The 16356-nt window shown below is 62.5% G+C and carries 16 protein-coding genes; 12 read left to right on the forward strand and 4 right to left on the reverse strand.

Annotation, left to right across the window (positions count from 1 at the left end; all coding sequences use genetic code 11):
• Window positions 1–156 precede the first annotated feature (156 nt).
• Genes J7E41_RS11780 through J7E41_RS11795 form a run of 4 tightly spaced genes read right to left on the reverse strand, consistent with a single transcriptional unit; the run spans window position 157 to window position 4432 of the window.
• The gene (locus J7E41_RS11780; protein ID WP_214993037.1) at window positions 157–1398 is read right to left on the reverse strand and encodes a phosphopentomutase; all 1242 of its coding nucleotides are present in this window, start codon (window positions 1396–1398) and stop codon (window positions 157–159) included.
• On the reverse strand, window positions 1395–2702 hold the full coding sequence (gene deoA, locus J7E41_RS11785) for a thymidine phosphorylase (RefSeq protein ID WP_214993039.1): 1308 nt from the start codon (window positions 2700–2702) through the stop codon (window positions 1395–1397). Before deoA ends, J7E41_RS11780 begins: the two co-directional genes overlap by 4 nt.
• Window positions 2703–2713: 11 nt before the next feature.
• Window positions 2714–3979: a NupC/NupG family nucleoside CNT transporter gene (locus J7E41_RS11790; protein ID WP_214993042.1), complete on the reverse strand. Its 1266-nt coding sequence runs from the start codon at window positions 3977–3979 to the stop codon at window positions 2714–2716.
• Window positions 3980–4033: 54 nt separating this feature from the next.
• Window positions 4034–4432, reverse strand: coding sequence for a cytidine deaminase (locus J7E41_RS11795; protein ID WP_214993045.1), 399 nt, complete (start codon window positions 4430–4432; stop codon window positions 4034–4036).
• A gap of 463 nt (window positions 4433–4895) precedes the next feature.
• On the opposite strand from J7E41_RS11795, the gene J7E41_RS11800 reads away from it, so the two are divergent.
• From J7E41_RS11800 to J7E41_RS11855, 12 genes are read left to right on the forward strand one after another with little or no spacing between them, the layout of a single operon-like run.
• On the forward strand, window positions 4896–5732 hold the full coding sequence (locus tag J7E41_RS11800) for an ABC transporter ATP-binding protein (protein WP_251029465.1): 837 nt from the start codon (window positions 4896–4898) through the stop codon (window positions 5730–5732).
• Between the two features lie 30 nt (window positions 5733–5762).
• Entirely contained in the window at window positions 5763–6755 is a 993-nt protein-coding gene (locus J7E41_RS11805; RefSeq protein ID WP_214993049.1) for an ABC transporter substrate-binding protein, read from the forward strand.
• Window positions 6756–6783: 28 nt separating this feature from the next.
• Entirely contained in the window at window positions 6784–7560 is a 777-nt protein-coding gene (locus J7E41_RS11810; RefSeq protein WP_214993051.1) for an ABC transporter permease, read from the forward strand.
• Complete coding sequence (locus J7E41_RS11815; RefSeq protein ID WP_214993053.1) at window positions 7557–8324, forward strand: SDR family oxidoreductase; 768 nt, start codon at window positions 7557–7559, stop codon at window positions 8322–8324. Before J7E41_RS11810 ends, J7E41_RS11815 begins: the two co-directional genes overlap by 4 nt.
• Window positions 8325–8337: 13 nt before the next feature.
• Window positions 8338–8877 carry a cupin domain-containing protein gene (locus tag J7E41_RS11820; RefSeq protein ID WP_169355052.1) on the forward strand — a complete coding sequence of 180 codons (540 nt, stop codon included), beginning with the start codon at window positions 8338–8340 and terminating at the stop codon, window positions 8875–8877.
• Between the two features lie 4 nt (window positions 8878–8881).
• Complete coding sequence (locus J7E41_RS11825) at window positions 8882–9757, forward strand: alpha/beta fold hydrolase (protein WP_214993054.1); 876 nt, start codon at window positions 8882–8884, stop codon at window positions 9755–9757.
• Window positions 9754–10587, forward strand: coding sequence for an IclR family transcriptional regulator (locus J7E41_RS11830; protein WP_214993057.1), 834 nt, complete (start codon window positions 9754–9756; stop codon window positions 10585–10587). Before J7E41_RS11825 ends, J7E41_RS11830 begins: the two co-directional genes overlap by 4 nt.
• Window position 10588: 1 nt before the next feature.
• Window positions 10589–11386 (forward strand): SDR family oxidoreductase, encoded by a 798-nt coding sequence (locus tag J7E41_RS11835; RefSeq protein WP_214993060.1) that lies wholly within the window; start codon window positions 10589–10591, stop codon window positions 11384–11386.
• Window positions 11379–13061: a thiamine pyrophosphate-binding protein gene (locus tag J7E41_RS11840; RefSeq protein ID WP_214993063.1), complete on the forward strand. Its 1683-nt coding sequence runs from the start codon at window positions 11379–11381 to the stop codon at window positions 13059–13061. The genes J7E41_RS11835 and J7E41_RS11840 overlap by 8 nt, the downstream gene beginning before the upstream one ends.
• A gap of 10 nt (window positions 13062–13071) precedes the next feature.
• A complete protein-coding gene (locus J7E41_RS11845) occupies window positions 13072–13875 on the forward strand; it encodes an aspartate dehydrogenase (protein WP_214993066.1) in 804 nt (267 codons plus the stop codon).
• Window positions 13876–13885: 10 nt separating this feature from the next.
• Window positions 13886–15382, forward strand: a complete 1497-nt coding sequence (locus tag J7E41_RS11850; RefSeq protein WP_214993069.1) for an aldehyde dehydrogenase — start codon at window positions 13886–13888, stop codon at window positions 15380–15382.
• Window positions 15379–16344 carry a VOC family protein gene (locus J7E41_RS11855; RefSeq protein WP_214993072.1) on the forward strand — a complete coding sequence of 322 codons (966 nt, stop codon included), beginning with the start codon at window positions 15379–15381 and terminating at the stop codon, window positions 16342–16344. The genes J7E41_RS11850 and J7E41_RS11855 overlap by 4 nt, the downstream gene beginning before the upstream one ends.
• Window positions 16345–16356 lie beyond the last annotated feature (12 nt).

The raw sequence follows: 16356 nt of genomic DNA on the forward strand, positions 1-16356 counted from the left end.
CTGTAGCCGCTGGCGCAGCCTGCGATCGGCTGCGCAGCAGTCGTCAGGATCTTGAAACCGTTGAAGGTCCTTCGGCCCTTATCGCAGCCTCGTGCCTCGGCAGCAGCTACAGGGAATGTGTCGATCACCTATTGTGTCAATCGAGGGGGTTTACCCTCAAGGCGATGAAGGACGATCCCGTAACAAAAAAGAGGCTCCCCACTCCAACGGCGCCACTCCCAAATGTGCAGCCAGTGTCTGGCCGATATCGGCAAAGCTGCCTCGCTCACCCAACCATCCAGCCGCCACGCCGGCACCAAAGGCCAATACAGGCACGTGCTCGCGGGTATGATCGCTGCCAGGTCGCGACGGGTCGCAACCGTGGTCGGCGCTGATGATCAGCAACGTCTGCGGGTCCATCAGCGCCAGCAGTTCCGGCAGCCTGCGGTCGAAGGCCTCCAGCGCGGCAGCGTATCCGGCCAGGTCCCGACGGTGTCCGTAGAGCATGTCGAAGTCGACGAAGTTGGCGAACACCAGGCTATTGTCTGGCGCTTCCTGGAAGGCCTTGAGCGTGGCATCGAACAACGCATCGTTGCCATCCGCCTTGTACAAACGGCTGATGCCTCGATGGGCGAAAATATCGCCGATCTTGCCCACCGCATGCACGGTGCCGCCGGCGTCGCACAGGCGATCAAGCAGCGTTGCCGAGGACGGCGGTACGGTGTAGTCACGGCGGTTGCCGGTGCGGCGAAACTCACCCGCGCGCTCCCCCGTGAACGGTCGGGCAATCACCCGTCCGACTGTGTATTCATCGCACAGTCTGCGTGCGATTTCGCACACCCGGTACAGCGCTTCAAGCCCGAAATGGCTTTCGTGGGCGGCGATCTGCAGCACGCTGTCGGCCGAGGTGTAGCAAATCGGCTGCCCGCTGCGGATGTGTGCCTCGCCCAACTCATCCAGCACGGTGGTGCCCGAGGCATGGCAATTGCCCAATATCCCCGGCAACCCAGCCTGCTCAATCAGGTCGGCCAGCAACTGCGGCGGGAAAGAATCGACCGGCTGCTCGAAATAACCCCAGTCGAACAACACCGGCACGCCCATCATTTCCCAGTGCCCGGACGGCGTATCTTTGCCTGAGGATTGTTCTCGTGCATGACCGAAGGCCCCGATCGGCGCAGCGTCCCCCCAGTTGCCCGGCAACGGCCCGTCGCCACTGGCCGCCGCTGCGGCACCCAACCCCAACCGACCCAGGTTCGGTAATGACAGTGGCCCCCTGCGCAACGCCCCATCGGCCTCGCCACGGGCGCACGCCTGCGCGATATGGCGCAATGTATCGGCGCCTGTATCGCCAAAAAGAGCAGCGTCGGCACTGGCACCGATGCCCAGAGAGTCCAGCACCAACACGATGGCTTTGTTCATAGGATGTCCTGGATCAAGGCGCGCGCGGCAAGGCTTTCGCCGCCCAACCGATAGGCTGCGCGCAAGGCGGATGCGCCCTGCTCGGCCTGCTCTGGATTGCGCGCGTGGACCCAACCCAGGGGCCGTTGCGCATTCACCGGCTCACCGACAAAGGCCAACTCGCTGAAGCCCACGGACAGGTCCAGCACGTCATCCGGATGACTGCGTCCACCGCCCAGCGCCACCACCGCCAGGCCCACCGCGCGGGTGTCGATCTCGGTGATACGTCCTTCTTCCTCGGACCACACCGGCACCGACACAGCAGCCTTGGGTAAATGCTCGTCGGGGTTGTGGGTAAAGCCCTGCGGGCCGCCCAAGGCACTGACCATCTGCTCGAATCGCTGCAGGGCCGCCCCGCTCTGCCAGGCCTGGTGCAGTTGATCACGGGCCTGTGCGTCATCGCTCGCCAGGCCGGCCATCGTCAGTACCTGACTGGCCAGCGCCAACGTAACCGCCCACAGGCGTTCACTGCGCACCTCACCCTTGAGCAAGGCCACCGCTTCGGCGACCTCCAGCGCATTGCCGGCGCTGCGCGCCAGCGGCTGGTTCATGTCGGTGATCAGGGCGCGGGTGTTGACCCCGGCACCGTTGGCCACCGCAACGATACTGGCCGCCAGTTCCCGAGCCTGCTCAGGCTCGGCCATGAACGCGCCGTTGCCGGTCTTCACATCCATGATCAATACGTCGAGGCCGGCGGCAAGTTTCTTGCCGAGGATCGACGCGGTGATCAGATCAATCGACTCCACCGACCCGGTCACATCGCGGATCACGTACAATCGCTTGTCCGCCGGCGCGAGGTTGGCGGTCTGGCCGATGATGGCGCAACCGACTTCGGCCACCACCGCGCGCAGCCGCTCAGGGCTGGGTTGGCAGTCGTAGCCGGGGATGCTCTCGAGCTTGTCCAGGGTGCCGCCGGTATGCCCCAGGCCACGCCCGGAAATCATCGGTACGTAGCAACCACAGGCCGCCAGCAAGGGCGCCAGCAGCAGACTGATCAGGTCGCCGACGCCGCCCGTGGAATGCTTGTCCACTATCGGCCCTGGCAATTCCCAGCTCAGCACTTGGCCGGAGTCGCGCATCGCCTCGGTCAAGGCAATGCGCTCGGTCACGTCCATGCCCTTGATAAACACCGCCATGGCGAACGCCGCCACCTGCCCGTCGCTGAGGCTGGCGTCGGCAATGCCGGCGACAAACCGTTGAATGTCAGCCGCCGCCAGGGCGTGCCCGTCGCGTTTACGGCGAATCACTTCTTGTGGCAACCACATACCGCACTCCTTTACAGCGAAATGAAAAAGCCGACAATGGCCGCACTCATCAGGTTAGAGAGCGTGCCGCCGATCATGGCCCGCAAGCCCAGCCGCGCCAGTTCGTGGCGACGTTGCGGCGCGATGCCCGTCAGGCCGCCCAGTTGAATGGCGATCGAGGACAGATTGGCAAAGCCGCACAGGGCGAAGGTGACGATCACTTGGGTGTGGACCGACAATAGCGGCACACCGGCTTCGGCGGCCTTGGCCGGGGTCAGGTAGTTAGAAAGGTCGGCATAGGCGACGAACTCGTTGAGCACCAGTTTTTCACCGATGAAACCACCCGCCATCACCGCTTCATGCCACGGCACCCCAAGCAGAAAAGCGATGGGCGCCAGCACGTGCCCGAGGATCAATTGCAAGGTCAATTGCGGAAAGCCAAACCAGTTGCCTGCCCAGCCCAGAAGCCCATTGAAGAGTGCGATCAAGGCGATAAAAGCCAGCAACATGGCGCCCACGGACAAGGCCAGGCGCAAGCCAACCTGAGCCCCTTCGGCAGCGGCATCGATGATATTCGCGGGGCGGTTCTCTGCCTGGCCCAGCTCTTCAACCAGATGTTCGGCCCGGGCGACTTCGGTTTCCGGCTCCATCAGCTTGGCCATCAGCAAGGCCCCCGGCGCCGACATGAAACACGCCGCGATCAGGTACTTGAGCTCCACGCCCAGCCCCGCATAACCCAGCAATACGGAACCGGCCACGGCAGCGAAACCACCGACCATTACCGCGAATAACTCTGAGCGTGTCAGCTTGGCAATGAACGGCCGTACCACCAGCGGCACCTCCGATTGGCCAACGAAAATCGCCGACGTCACCACCATCGACTCGACACGACTGGTGCCCAGCAACAGACGCAGGGCACCACCCACCAGTCGGATGATCCAGCCCATCACGCCGATGTAATACAGCACCGAAATAAAGCTGCCGAAGAACACAATCATCGGCAATACCCTGATGGCGAACACAAACCCGCCATTGCCGAACACTTCAAACATGTGCGGTGAACTCAGGCCACCGAAGAGAAACTCGATGCCCTTGTTGGCGTAGAGCTGCAGCGATGCCACGGCATTGGACAGCGAGGCCAGCACCGTCTGGCCCCATGGCACGTACAACGCAAAGGCGCCGATCAAGACCTGGATCACAAACGCTACCGAAACAGTGCGCCAGTTAATCGAACGTCGTTGGTGGGATAAAGCAATGGCAATGGCAATAAGTGTCGCTATTCCGACAAGACTGATCATGCAGGCGCCTCAACATTGGACCACGCGGATGCAGGCCCGTAGGCCTGCCCAGGATTAGAAAGCGTCGAAGGCGCCCGGCAGCAATTGCTCCAGGGTCCAGATACGTGTGGCCGCCGGGTCATTGCCCTGGCAGATCACCACCGCATCCTTGGCCATCAACTCCAGCATCACCTGGCGGCAGGCACCGCAAGGGCTTATAAGTGAAACGTTTGGCGCGTAGATCGCCATGGCCTTGAAGCTTCCCGGCGCATGGCCCTGACTAATGGCACTGAATAAAGCGCTACGCTCGGCACAGTTGGTCAGCCCGTAAGAGATGTTCTCCACGTTGCAGCCCTGTACCACTTCGCCGTTGGCGGTCAGCAACGCCGCACCGACGGGAAAATGGGAGTACGGCGAATAGGTGCACTCAGCAGCACGCTTCGCCTTCTCCATCAAACGCTCTTCAATAGTCATTCACAGTGCCATCCCATTTTTTTGCAGCCACGACCAGGCAGGTCGTGTCGCTATTATTTTGGTATTTAAATAACATTTTCTGTGAATATTCAATCTTTTTTAAACGGAAGTGAACAAAGGTAACTACCGGACAGCCCCGTCGCCCCCAGCCCGCAAATTGATCGCATGCAGGATCACTGGAAGCCTCAATCGGTTTCACCCATAAAACGCCCCTCTTCGCCCCGCGTTACCTCATGAGGCAGGTCGAGGCTGAAATGCATCGCCACTGTGCATTTTCGTGCCAGATAAGAAACCATGTTTCATATATGAAACATTAAAATCCTCCCTATATTCTTATAACTTATTAATAACAAAGAATTTTCCTACAAATACGCTTCAGTAAAAACATCTGGCATTGTTCATGCACTAAACGACGTATCACCTATAAAACAGACCAGAGACCCCTCCCATGGCTGTGAATGAGATGTACGCCGTCGCCGCACAATGGAATAAGCCTGTTCACAAGGAAGAGCTGGAACCGACCGAAATTGAATTTCGTAACGTCGGTAAATGTTTCCCGGCCAAAGGAAAGTCCGAGGCCCCTTTCGCCATACGCGAGGTGAATTTCAAGATTCGGCGCGGCGAAGTGGTGTCGATCATTGGCCCGTCGGGCTGTGGCAAGAGCACCATCCTTAATATGGGCTCAGGCCTGTATCTCCCCAGTGAAGGCGAAGTGTTTGTCGGTGGTGAAGCGGTCACCGGTCCCGTCCGCAAAGTCGCCTTCATGCTGCAGAAAGACTTGCTGATGCCGTGGCGCAGCATTCGCCGTAACGTCGAACTGGGCCTGGAGATTCAAGGCGTCGCTCGGGCCAAGCGTGAGGCCGTGGCGACGGAACTGCTGGACCGCTGCCATCTGCAGGGCTTCGCCGATCACTACCCTTTCCAATTGTCCGGTGGCATGCGTCAGCGTGCGGCACTGGCCCGCACCCTGGCAATTGATCCGCAGGTGCTGTTTCTCGATGAGCCGTTTTCCGCCCTCGATGCCCAGACCAAGATGATCCTGCAACAGGACATGGCGCGGATGCTGTTCGATGAAAAGAAGACCGCGTTATTCATCACCCACGACTTGATCGAAGGCATCGCCATGTCCGATCGGCTGCTGGTCATGAGCGCCCGCCCCGGCACCATCATCGAAGAAATCACCATCGACCTGCCGTTTCGCGACAACCCGCTGGAGCGCCGCAAGCTGCCGGAAATCGGCCCACTGGTAGGCCGCCTGATGGAGTTGTTGCAAGTAGGCGCCGACACCGAATTGCATTGATCATCGTCCTTATCTGATTCCGGAGTGTCCATGCTCAACTCTCTGTTTCAACGATTCTGCGTGTTCGGTCTTGGCCTCGGCCTGGCCGCCGGCGTCCAGGCGCAGCCCACCGACGTCACCTACCTGCTGCCGGCACCGCCCAACTCGCCGGCCTTTGCGCCCTGGATCATTGCCAAGGAAAAAGGCTACTACACCGCTCAGGACCTGAACCTGACGTTCATTGCCGCCAAGGGCGGTGTCGACGTGGCCAAGCAGATCGGCGCCGGCAATGCCTTGCTCGGCGGTGCGATTGGCGACACGCCAATCGTGGTCCGGGCCAATGGCATTCCGGTGCGCGCAGTGGCCGTACTGGGAGCCGGTGGCGTGACGATGATTGCCACCAACGCCAGCGACAACATCAACACCGTCAGCGACCTCAAGGGCAAGACCATGACGGTGATGTCCTACTCCGACACCACCTACTACGCCCTCCTCGCCACCCTGCGCAAAGCCGGCTTGGGCAAGAACGACGTCAACATCCAGGCCGCCGGCCCCGCCGGGGTCTGGCAGTTGTTCTCGGCCAACAAGGCCCAGGCCATGGCAGGTGTACCGGACTGGGTGGTCAATGCCCAGGAGGCCGGACTGAACCTCAAGCTGATTCCCCAGGACCAGATTTTCGAAAGCATGGCCCAGGCCATCCTCGCCTCCGATGACGCGATTAAAAACCACCCACAAGTGGTGCGTGGCGTGGTCCAGGCCACCCTGCAAGGCATGCGCGACATCATTGCCGACCCGCGTGCCGCCGCCGTGACCTTCGCCAAGGCGGTCCCGGCCTACGCCGGCAAGGAAGACTCCCTGGAAAAAGTGTTCAAGCTTTACGTCGAGCACGTTTATGCCAACCAGAGCGTACTCGGCCACATCGACCCGGCACGCCTGGACAAGGTCCGTCAGTTCTACGTCAGCGAAGGCATCGTCAGCCAGGAACCCAAGCTCGACGAGCTCTACACCAACCAGTTCGTCGACCCGCCGATTGCTGCGCAATGACGGCCTGTGACCACAAGGTAACGACACGATGAAAAACCTTAATACCTCCATGCTCGGCAGCGTTGTGCTGTTGATGCTATTCCTGGCGCTCTGGCAATGGGGCCCGGGACTGCTGGGCATGCCCGAGTTCGTCATGCCCCAACTGAGCCGCGTGGCCCAGGAAAGCCTGGTGATGTGGCACACCGGCGGCCTGCTGCAACATACCCTGATCACCGCGTTGGAGATCATCGTCGGCTTCGGCCTGGGCGCCCTGCTGGGCGTGGTGATTGGGGTCTCGCTCGGCTTGTCGCCGGCGGCCGAGGCCATGTTGTCGCCGTACATCCTAGCCTTGCAGATCGCACCGAAAGTAGCCTTCGCGCCGCTGTTCGTGATGTGGCTGGGCTACACCATCTACCCGAAAATCCTGATCGCCATCCTGATCGTGTTTTTCCCGGTGATGATCAACGTGCTGTCGGCGATCCGTACCGTTGACCCCGACATGATCAACCTGGTGCGCACCATGAACGCCAGCCGCTGGAAGATCTTTCGCCTGGTGGAATTTCCTTCGGCCATGGCCGCGCTGTTCTCCGGCTTGCGCATCGCTTCGACCCTGGCAGTGATCGGCGTCACCGTCGGTGAACTGGTGGGTGGCAATCAGGGCCTGGGCTTCCTGCTGGTGGACGCCGAAGGCCAAGGCAACACCGCAGGTGTGTTCGTCGCCATCGTCATGCTCACCCTGATCGGCGTGATTGCCTACGGCGCCGTGGTCTGGGCCGAAAAACGCGTCCTGCACTACATGCCCAAAGCCATGTTGAGTACCCAATGATGCCGAACCTCAATCGTTTACTCGAAGGTCGCCGTGTGCTGGTCACCGGCGGTGCGCGTGGCCTGGGTTACGCCTTCGCCCAAGCCATCGGCCACGCCGGTGCCCGGGTGGTGATTGCTGACGTGCTGGCCGAGCGCGTGCAACAGGCAGCCGCCGAGTTGCAGGCCCTGGGCCTGGATGTTCAAGCCGTGACGGTTGACCTCGCACAGCCCGCCTCCATCGACGCCTGCATCAGTGAAACCCTGCGGGTACTCGGTGGGCTGGATGGGTTGGTCAACAACGCTTCGATCACCAATTCCGGCGGCAAAAGCTGCGAAGAATTGAGCCTTGAGACTTGGGACCAGGTCATGCAAGTCAACGTGCGCGGCACCTGGCTGATGACCACTGCCTGCCTGCCGGCCCTGCGCGCCAGCGGCCACGGGGCCATTGTCAACCTGGCCTCCGACACGCCGCTGTGGGGTGCACCGAACCTGCTGGCTTACGTCGCCAGCAAGGGCGCGATCATCGCCATGACCCGCAGCCTGGCCCGCGAACTGGGGGCCGACAACATCACCGTCAACGCCATCGCTCCCGGCCTGGTGTTGGTGGAAGCCACCGCCTACGTGCCTGAAGCACGCCACCGTTTGTACAACGACCAGCGCGCCCTGAAACGCCCGCAATTGCCCGAAGACGTCAGCGGCGCAGTGCTGTTTGCGCTGTCCGACCTTGCCCGCTTTATCACTGGACAAACCCTGCCGGTCAACGGCGGGTTCGTCATGCCTTGATCTGGAGACTGCCATGACCGACCTATCCGCTTCGCAAGACACCCCGAAAACCTGGGAACGCCCCGCCGGCGCGAGCCTGGAAAGCTGGATGAGCACCCGTATCGCGCGCTACGAGACGCGTAAATACGACTGGGATGCCTTGAAGTTCCAGGCCGACTACGACCCCAAGTTCCGCCGCGCACAAATGCGCTACATCGGCACGGGCGGCACCGGGGTCAGCACCGACATGAACACCATCCCGTCGGAGCACTTCACCTTTTCCACCATGGTGATTCCGGCCGGCCACGAGGGGCCACCGCACCTGCACACCGACGTCGAAGAAGTGTTCTTTGTGCTGCGGGGCAAACTCAAGGTGGTGATCGAGAAGGACGGTGAACGCTTTGAAACCATCCTCACTGACCGCGACGTGATCTCCGTACCGCCAGGCGTCTACCGCGAAGAAATCAACATCGGTGACGAAGACGCGCTGATGTGCGTGATGCTCGGGGCGAAAAAGCCCGTCACCCCGACTTACCCGCCAGAGCACCCTCTGGCCTCGATCAAGCGCGGATAAGCCCATGTTGCCCAGCGTCGACCACACGCCATTGACCGCTGCCCTCGAGGCCCACCTGGTCGCCGACTTTCCTCAGCACACGCTGAAGATCGACGGTGGCCAGCAAGCCCTGCGCGAATGCGGCAGCGGCCCGGCCATTGTTCTGCTCCACGGCATCGGCTCGGGTGCCGCCTCGTGGTTGCAGGTGGCGCAACAATTGGCCCCCGGCGCTCGGGTGATCGCCTGGGATGCCCCAGGCTATGGCGATTCCACGCCGCTGGAAGCCCCCGCACCGAAGGCCGAATCCTATGCCCAACGCCTTTTGCAATTGCTCGACGGCCTGCACATCGAGCACTGCGTGCTGGTCGGCCACTCCCTGGGCGCCCTGACCGCCGTAGCGTTTGCCCGCTTGCATGCCAACCGGGTCAGCCGCCTGGTACTGATCAGTCCGGCCCGTGGCTACGGCGATCCGTCCCGTAGCCAGCAACGCCAGGAGGTGCGCAGCAAACGCCTGCGGTCGCTGGAACAGGTGGGCATCCAAGGCAACGCCGAGCAACGCAGCGCCCATATGGTGTCCGCAAAGGCCTCGCCACAGGCTCTGGCGTGGGTGCGCTGGAACATGGCGCGGCTCAACCCCGCAGGTTATCGCCAGGCCATCGAACTGCTGTGTGGCGACGACCTGTTGCGCCATGCCCCGCTGTCGATGCCGTGTGAAGTGCACTGCGGCCAGGACGACGGCATTACCCCGCCGGAAAGCTGCCTGCCTCTGGCCAAGGCCCTGGGCGCGCACTTCAGCCTGATCCCCGACGCCGGGCACGCCAGCCCCATCGAACAACCGCTGGTGGTTGCAGGCCGCCTGGCCTTTGCCATCAAAGAATCCCTGACAGGTAAAACCCTATGAACGACTCAGATCTGCTGAAGGACGCTCAGGACAAATACATCGTGCCAGGCCTGGAGCGCGGTCTGCTGCTGCTCTGCGAATTCACCCGGCGCAATCGCACCCTGACCGCACCGGAACTGGCGCGGCGGCTGGCCCTGCCACGCTCGACGATCTTTCGCCTGCTCACCACCCTGGAAACCATGGGTTTTGTCACCCGCAGCGGCAATGAATACCGCCTGGGCATGTCGGTCCTGCGCCTGGGCTTTGAATACCTCGCGTCCCTGGAGCTGACCGAACTGGGTCAACCGTTGCTGGCGCGGCTGTGCGACCGGCTCAACTACCCCAGCAACCTGGTGGTGCGTGACGGGCGTTCGATTGTCTATGTGGCCAAGGTCTCGCCGCCGTCGGTGTTTTCCAGTGCGGTCAATGTCGGCACCCGCCTGCCGGCCCACGCCACGGTGCTGGGACGCATCCTGCTGGAAGACCTGTCCTTGACCGAGTTGCGCGAGTTGTACCCGGAGGAACACCTGGAACAGCACTCCACATGCACGCCGAAAACCGTGATGGAACTGTTCGATATGGTTCAAGCCGACCGTCAGCGTGGCTTCGTCAGTGGCGAAGGGTTCTTCGAGTCGGCGATCTCCACCGTCGCCGCACCGGTACGCGACCAGAGCGGACGCATTGCTGCCGCGCTGGGCGTGACCATCCCCACCACCCAGATCGGCCATGTGAACTTTCAGGAACTGCTGTCGCAAGTGCGACGCAGCGCCGATGAGCTGTCCCACCTGCTCAACTACAACGGCGGTGCCCACGACGGGCAGCACCGTGTCACCGCACTGATGAGAGATTGAGATGAGCCTTTATCAACTGCATGGTCGCACGGCGATCGTCACGGGCGGCTCTTCCGGCATTGGCCTGGCATGCGTCGAGTTGCTGCTGGAAGCCGGCGCGGCCGTCGCCTTTTGCGGGCGCAATGAAGAACGTCTGCGCAGTGCTGAAGCGCACCTGCGTCAACGCTTCCCCGAGGCACGCCTGCTGGCCGAGGCCTGCAACGTACTCGACGCCCAATCGGTCAAGGCCTTTGCAGCCGCCAGCGAGCGTGCACTGGGCGCCGCCAGCGTGTTGATCAACAACGCCGGGCAAGGCCGCGTTTCAACCTTCCAGGACACCACCGATGAGGCCTGGACCGAAGAGCTGAACCTGAAGTTCTTCTCGGTGATCCACCCGGTCCGCGCCTTCAAGGCGCAGCTCAAGGCACAGACCGACGCGGCCATCGTGTGCGTCAACTCGCTGCTGGCCAGCCAGCCGGAGCCGCACATGGTCGCCACCTCTGCCGCCCGCGCCGGGGTGATGAACCTGGTGCGCTCGATGGCCACCGAGTTTGCGCCTGACGGCATCCGGGTCAACGGCATCCTCATCGGCCTGGTGGAGTCCGGCCAATGGCGCCGCCGTTTCGAGGCCCGTGAAGAACGGGACCTGGACTGGAGCCAGTGGACCGCCCAACTGGCGCATAAAAAACACATTCCCTTGGGGCGCCTGGGCCTGCCGATTGAAGCGGCCCGCGCGATCCTGTTTCTGGCCTCGCCTCTGTCGGCTTACACCACAGGCAGCCATATCGATGTATCCGGAGGCCTGTCCCGCCATGCGTAATGAAAATACTGTCACCGTTGGCGCTGCCATCACTGCCTTTCTTGAGCAGTGCGATGTCAAAGCCGCTTTTGGCGTGATCTCGATCCACAACATGCCGATCCTCGATGCCTTCGCCGCGCGCGGCAATATCCGCTTCGTCATGGCCCGGGGTGAAGCCGGTGCAGCCAACATGGCCGACGCCTATGCCCGCACCACCGGTGGCCTGGGCGTGTGCCTGACTTCCACCGGCACCGCTGCCGGCAACGCCGCCGGTGCCCTGGTTGAAGCCCAAACCGCCGGCACGCCGCTGCTGCACATCACCGGGCAGATCGAAACGCCGTACCTGGACCAGGAACTGGCCTACATCCACGAAGCCCGTGACCAATTGAACATGCTCAAGGCCGTGTCAAAAGCCGCGTTTCGCGTGCGCAGTGTCGAGACCGCCATCAGCACCCTGAAGCTCGCGGTGCAGACTGCACTGACGGCGCCTACCGGACCTGTCAGCGTCGAGATCCCGATCGACATCCAGTCGACCTTCATTCCAATGCCCACCGACCTGACGCCCCTGCCGATCCCGGTCGCAGTCCCGACCCGCGAAGCCCTCGACCTGGTGGCCGAGCGACTGGCCAGTGCCAAGCGCCCGATGCTCTGGCTCGGCGGTGGCGCACGGCATGCCGGGCATGCGGTTAAACGCCTGCTGGCGATGGGTGTGGGTGTCATCACCTCGACCCAGGGCCGTGGTGTGGTCAACGAGGACGACGAACGCTGCCTCGGCGCTTTTTCGCAAAACAAACGGGTCGAGCAGTTCCTGCAAACCTGTGACGCGCTGCTGATCGCCGGCTCCCGCCTGCGCAGTAACGAAACCTTCAAGTACGCGCTGAAATTGCCGCAAAACACCCTGCGCATCGACGCCAACCCGGCGATCGAAGGCCGTAGTTATGCCAGCGAGCTGTTCATCTGCGGTGACGCGGCGTTGGCCCTCGAAGGCCTGGCGGACCGTCTGGAAGGACGCTTGCAGATCGACCCGAACTTCCTGAATGAACTCAAGGCCGTTCGCGAGCAATCCCGACGCCAATTGATCGCTGACCTGGGCCCCTACTCGGCCATGGTCGAGCAACTGCAAGCCAGCACCGGGCGCAACTTCTCCTGGGTGCGCGACGTGACGTTGTCCAACAGCATCTGGGGCAACCGCCTGCTGACGCTTTACCACCCACGTGCCGGCGTGCACGCCTTGGGTGGCGGTATTGGCCAAGGCCTGGCGATGGGCATCGGTGCGGCCGTGGCCGCCGCTGAAACGGCGCCGGAGCGCAAGGTTTTCGCCCTGGCCGGTGACGGCGGCTTCATTTTGAACCTGGGCGAACTGGCGACCCTGGTTCAGGAGAAGGCCAACCTGGTGATCCTGCTGATGAACGACCAGCGCTACGGCGTGATTCGCAACATCCAGGACGCGGTCTACGGCAGCCGCCATTGCTACGTCGACCTGCACACCCCGGACTACACCCAACTCGCCGCGTCCATGGGGCTGCGCCACGGGCTGGTCACCGACCTCAAGGATTTTGGCCGCGTCGTCGACAACGCCCTGAGCCAGCCCGGTCCGTTTCTGCTGGAAGTCGACATGCTCAGCGTCGGCAACTTCGCCACCCAGTTCGCCGGCCCGCCCAACAGCGAAACCAAAGCCCAGAAGGCCAACGCCTGAGGATTGCCCCATGCTGCATATCACCATGATCGGCTGCGGCGCCATTGGCGTCGGTGTGCTTGAGCTGTTGGAGAAAGACCCGCAGTTGTGCGTCGACTACGTCATCGCCTCCGAGGGTTCCGAAGCGCTGGTCCGCCAGCGGCTGGCCAGTTTCAAGCAACCGCCGCAGGTGTTGACGGCATTGCCCGCCGACGCGCGCCCCGACCTGTTGGTCGAGTGCGCCGGCCACCGGGCCATTGAAGAACACGTGCTGCCGGCCCTGGAGCGCGGCATTGCCTGCCTGATTGTCTCGGTGGGTGCATTGTCGCAAGTCGGTCTGGTCGAGCGCCTGGAAGCCGCTGCCGAGCGCGGCCACACCCGCATCGAGTTGCTGCCCGGCGCCATTGGCGGGATTGACGCGCTGTCAGCGGCCAAAGTCGGTGGGCTGGACTCGGTCAACTACACCGGCCGCAAACCGGCGCGGGCCTGGAAAAATACCCCCGGCGAGCAGGCCTGCGACCTCGACAGCATCACCGAAGCGACCGTGATTTTTCAGGGCAGCGCTCGCGAAGCGGCGCGGCTGTACCCGAAAAACGCCAACGTCGCCGCTACCTTGTCCCTGGCCGGAATTGGCCTGGATCGCACCCAGGTCACCCTGATTGCCGACCCTCACAGCGAAGAGAACGTTCACCACTTCGAAGCCCGGGGCGCCTTTGGCGGCTTTGAGTTGAGCCTACGGGGCAAGCCCTTGCTGGCCAACCCCAAGACCTCGGCGCTGACTGTGTACAGCGTGGTCCGTGCCTTGGGCAACCATGCCCACGCGATTTCCATTTAGGAGCCCGTCGATGACCCTCGAACAGACTTTACCCATCTGCATCGCCGGCCACTGGCGTCTGGGCCGTGGCGAACGCTACGCCAGCCGCTACCCTGCCACTGGCGAAGCCGTAGCCTGGCTCAATGCTGCCGATGTGCAGGATGTCGAAGACGCCATCCAGGGTGCGCATCAGGCGTTTTTGCACAGCGGTTGGGCTCAGCGCAAACCCCACGAGCGAGCGGCTGTGCTGTACCGCATCGCCGGGCTGATTCGCGAACACGCCGAGGAGTTGGCGCAACTGCAGCGCCAGGACAACGGTAAGCCGATCAGCGAAACCCGTGCGCTGGTAGCCAGCGCCGCCGGCACCTTTCAGTTTTTCGCCGCGGCCTGCGAAACCCTGGAAGAAACCATCACCCCGTCACGCGGTGATTTCGTCACCATGAGCGTCTACGAACCCATGGGCGTGGTGGTTGCGATCACCCCGTGGAACTCGCCGATTGCCAGCGAAGCACAAAAAGTCGCGCCGGCCCTCGCCGCGGGTAATGCGGTGGTGATCAAACCGGCAGAGATCACCCCGCTGCTGGCCCTGAAACTCGCGCAGTTGTGTGAAGAGGCCGGCCTGCCCAAAGGCCTGATCAGCGTGCTGCCCGGCAAAGGCTCGCTGCTGGGCGATGCCCTGACCCGCCACCCCTTGGTCAAGCGCGTGTCGTTTACCGGCGGCACCACCACCGGCAAGCACATCGCTCACATTGCCGCTGACAAGATGATGCCGGTGTCCCTGGAATTGGGCGGCAAGTCACCCACCATCGTGCTGGATGACGCCGATCTCGACCACGCGGTGGCCGGTGTGCTGTACGGCATTTTCAGTTCCTCTGGCGAAGCGTGCATTGCCGGTTCCCGGCTGTTCGTCGCCCGCGCGCTGTACGAGCCGTTCATGCAGCGGCTGGTCGCCGCCGCCGCTGGCTTGCGAGTCGGCGACCCGGCGCGGGAAGACACCCAAATGGGCCCGTTGATCAGCGCCGGGCACCGTGAGTCGGTGGAGCGCTATGTCACTCTTGGCCTTGCCGAAGGCGGCCGTCTGCGCCTGGGTGGCCAGCGCTTGAGCGGCGAACCTTATGACCAGGGTTACTACTACCCGCCGACCATCCTCGAGGGTTTGAGCAACCACCAGCAAGTGTGCCAGGAAGAGATTTTCGGCCCGGTGCTGGTGGCCATGCCGTTCGACGATGAAGCGCAGTTGCTGGAACAAGCCAACGACAGCCTCTATGCCCTGGCCGCCGGGATCTGGAGCCGCGACTACAAACGCGCCTGGGCCCTCGGTCGACGGCTGCAAGCCGGTACGGTGTGGATCAACACCTACAAGCAGTTCTCGATTTCCACGCCTTTCGGCGGCTGGCGCGACAGCGGCCTGGGCCGCGAAAAAGGTCGCCTGGGGATCCTGCAGTACATGGAACAAAAGAGCCTCTATTGGGGCATGAACGAGCAGCCGCTGGCTTGGGCCGGTGTGCCACACGAGGTAGGGCAATGAGCGTTTTAGGCATCGATGAAGTCACCTATGGCGTCGAAGACCTCGACACCTGCGTGCGTTTTTTCAGCGACTGGGGCCTGACACCTGTCAGCACACAGGCAGACGAAGTGATCTTCGAAACCCTCAACGGCTGCCGGGTGGTACTTGCCGACCTGAACAAACCGGGGTTGCCTGAGGCGATTGAAGCAGGCTCCACCGTGCGCGAAGTGGTCTGGGGCGTAGAAAGCACCGCCGATCTGGCGCTGTACCGCGAGCGTATTGTTCGCGACTCGGGGTTTGTCGAAACCGACGGGCGTATTGGCTGCACCGACCCCAACGGTTTGGCGATCCGCCTGCAAGTGACCCGCAAGCGCGAGATCGACATCGAGTGCAGCGGCCACAACACCTGGCAGACCAAAGGCCGGATCAACAAGGCCGCGCCGATCTATGAACGGGCCACGCCGATTGAAGTTGGCCACGTGGTGTTCTTCGTCAAGGACGTGAACGCTTGCGAAGCCTTCTACCACCAACGCTTTGGCTTCCAGGCTTCAGACCGCTACCCGGACCGTGGAGCCTTTTTGCGCACCGCCGAAGAAGGCGGCCACCATGATCTGTTCATGTTGCAACTGCCTGCACCACGGGCCGGGCTGAACCACGTGGCGTTTACCGTACGCGATGTGCACGAAGTATTCGGCGGCGGCATGCACATCTCCCGCAGCGGCTGGACCACGGAAATCGGCCCGGGGCGTCATCCGGTGTCTTCAGCGTTCTTCTGGTACTTCAAGAACCCCGCCGGAGCGCTGGTGGAGTATTACGCCGACGAAGATCAACTGACCGGCGAGTGGCAGCCGCGCACCTTCGAGCCCGGCCCGACGGTGTTTGCCGAATGGGCGATTGCCGGTGGTATCGACGGCAACACCCGTCGCCAGCAACACGTCGAGGCGCCGCAAGGCAAGTTCCTCACCGACAAACCGAAACCTTGAGCAGGAGTCGTC

The sequence above is a fragment of the Pseudomonas fluorescens genome (assembly GCF_018614655.1).
Taxonomy (GTDB): domain Bacteria; phylum Pseudomonadota; class Gammaproteobacteria; order Pseudomonadales; family Pseudomonadaceae; genus Aquipseudomonas; species Aquipseudomonas fluorescens_BX.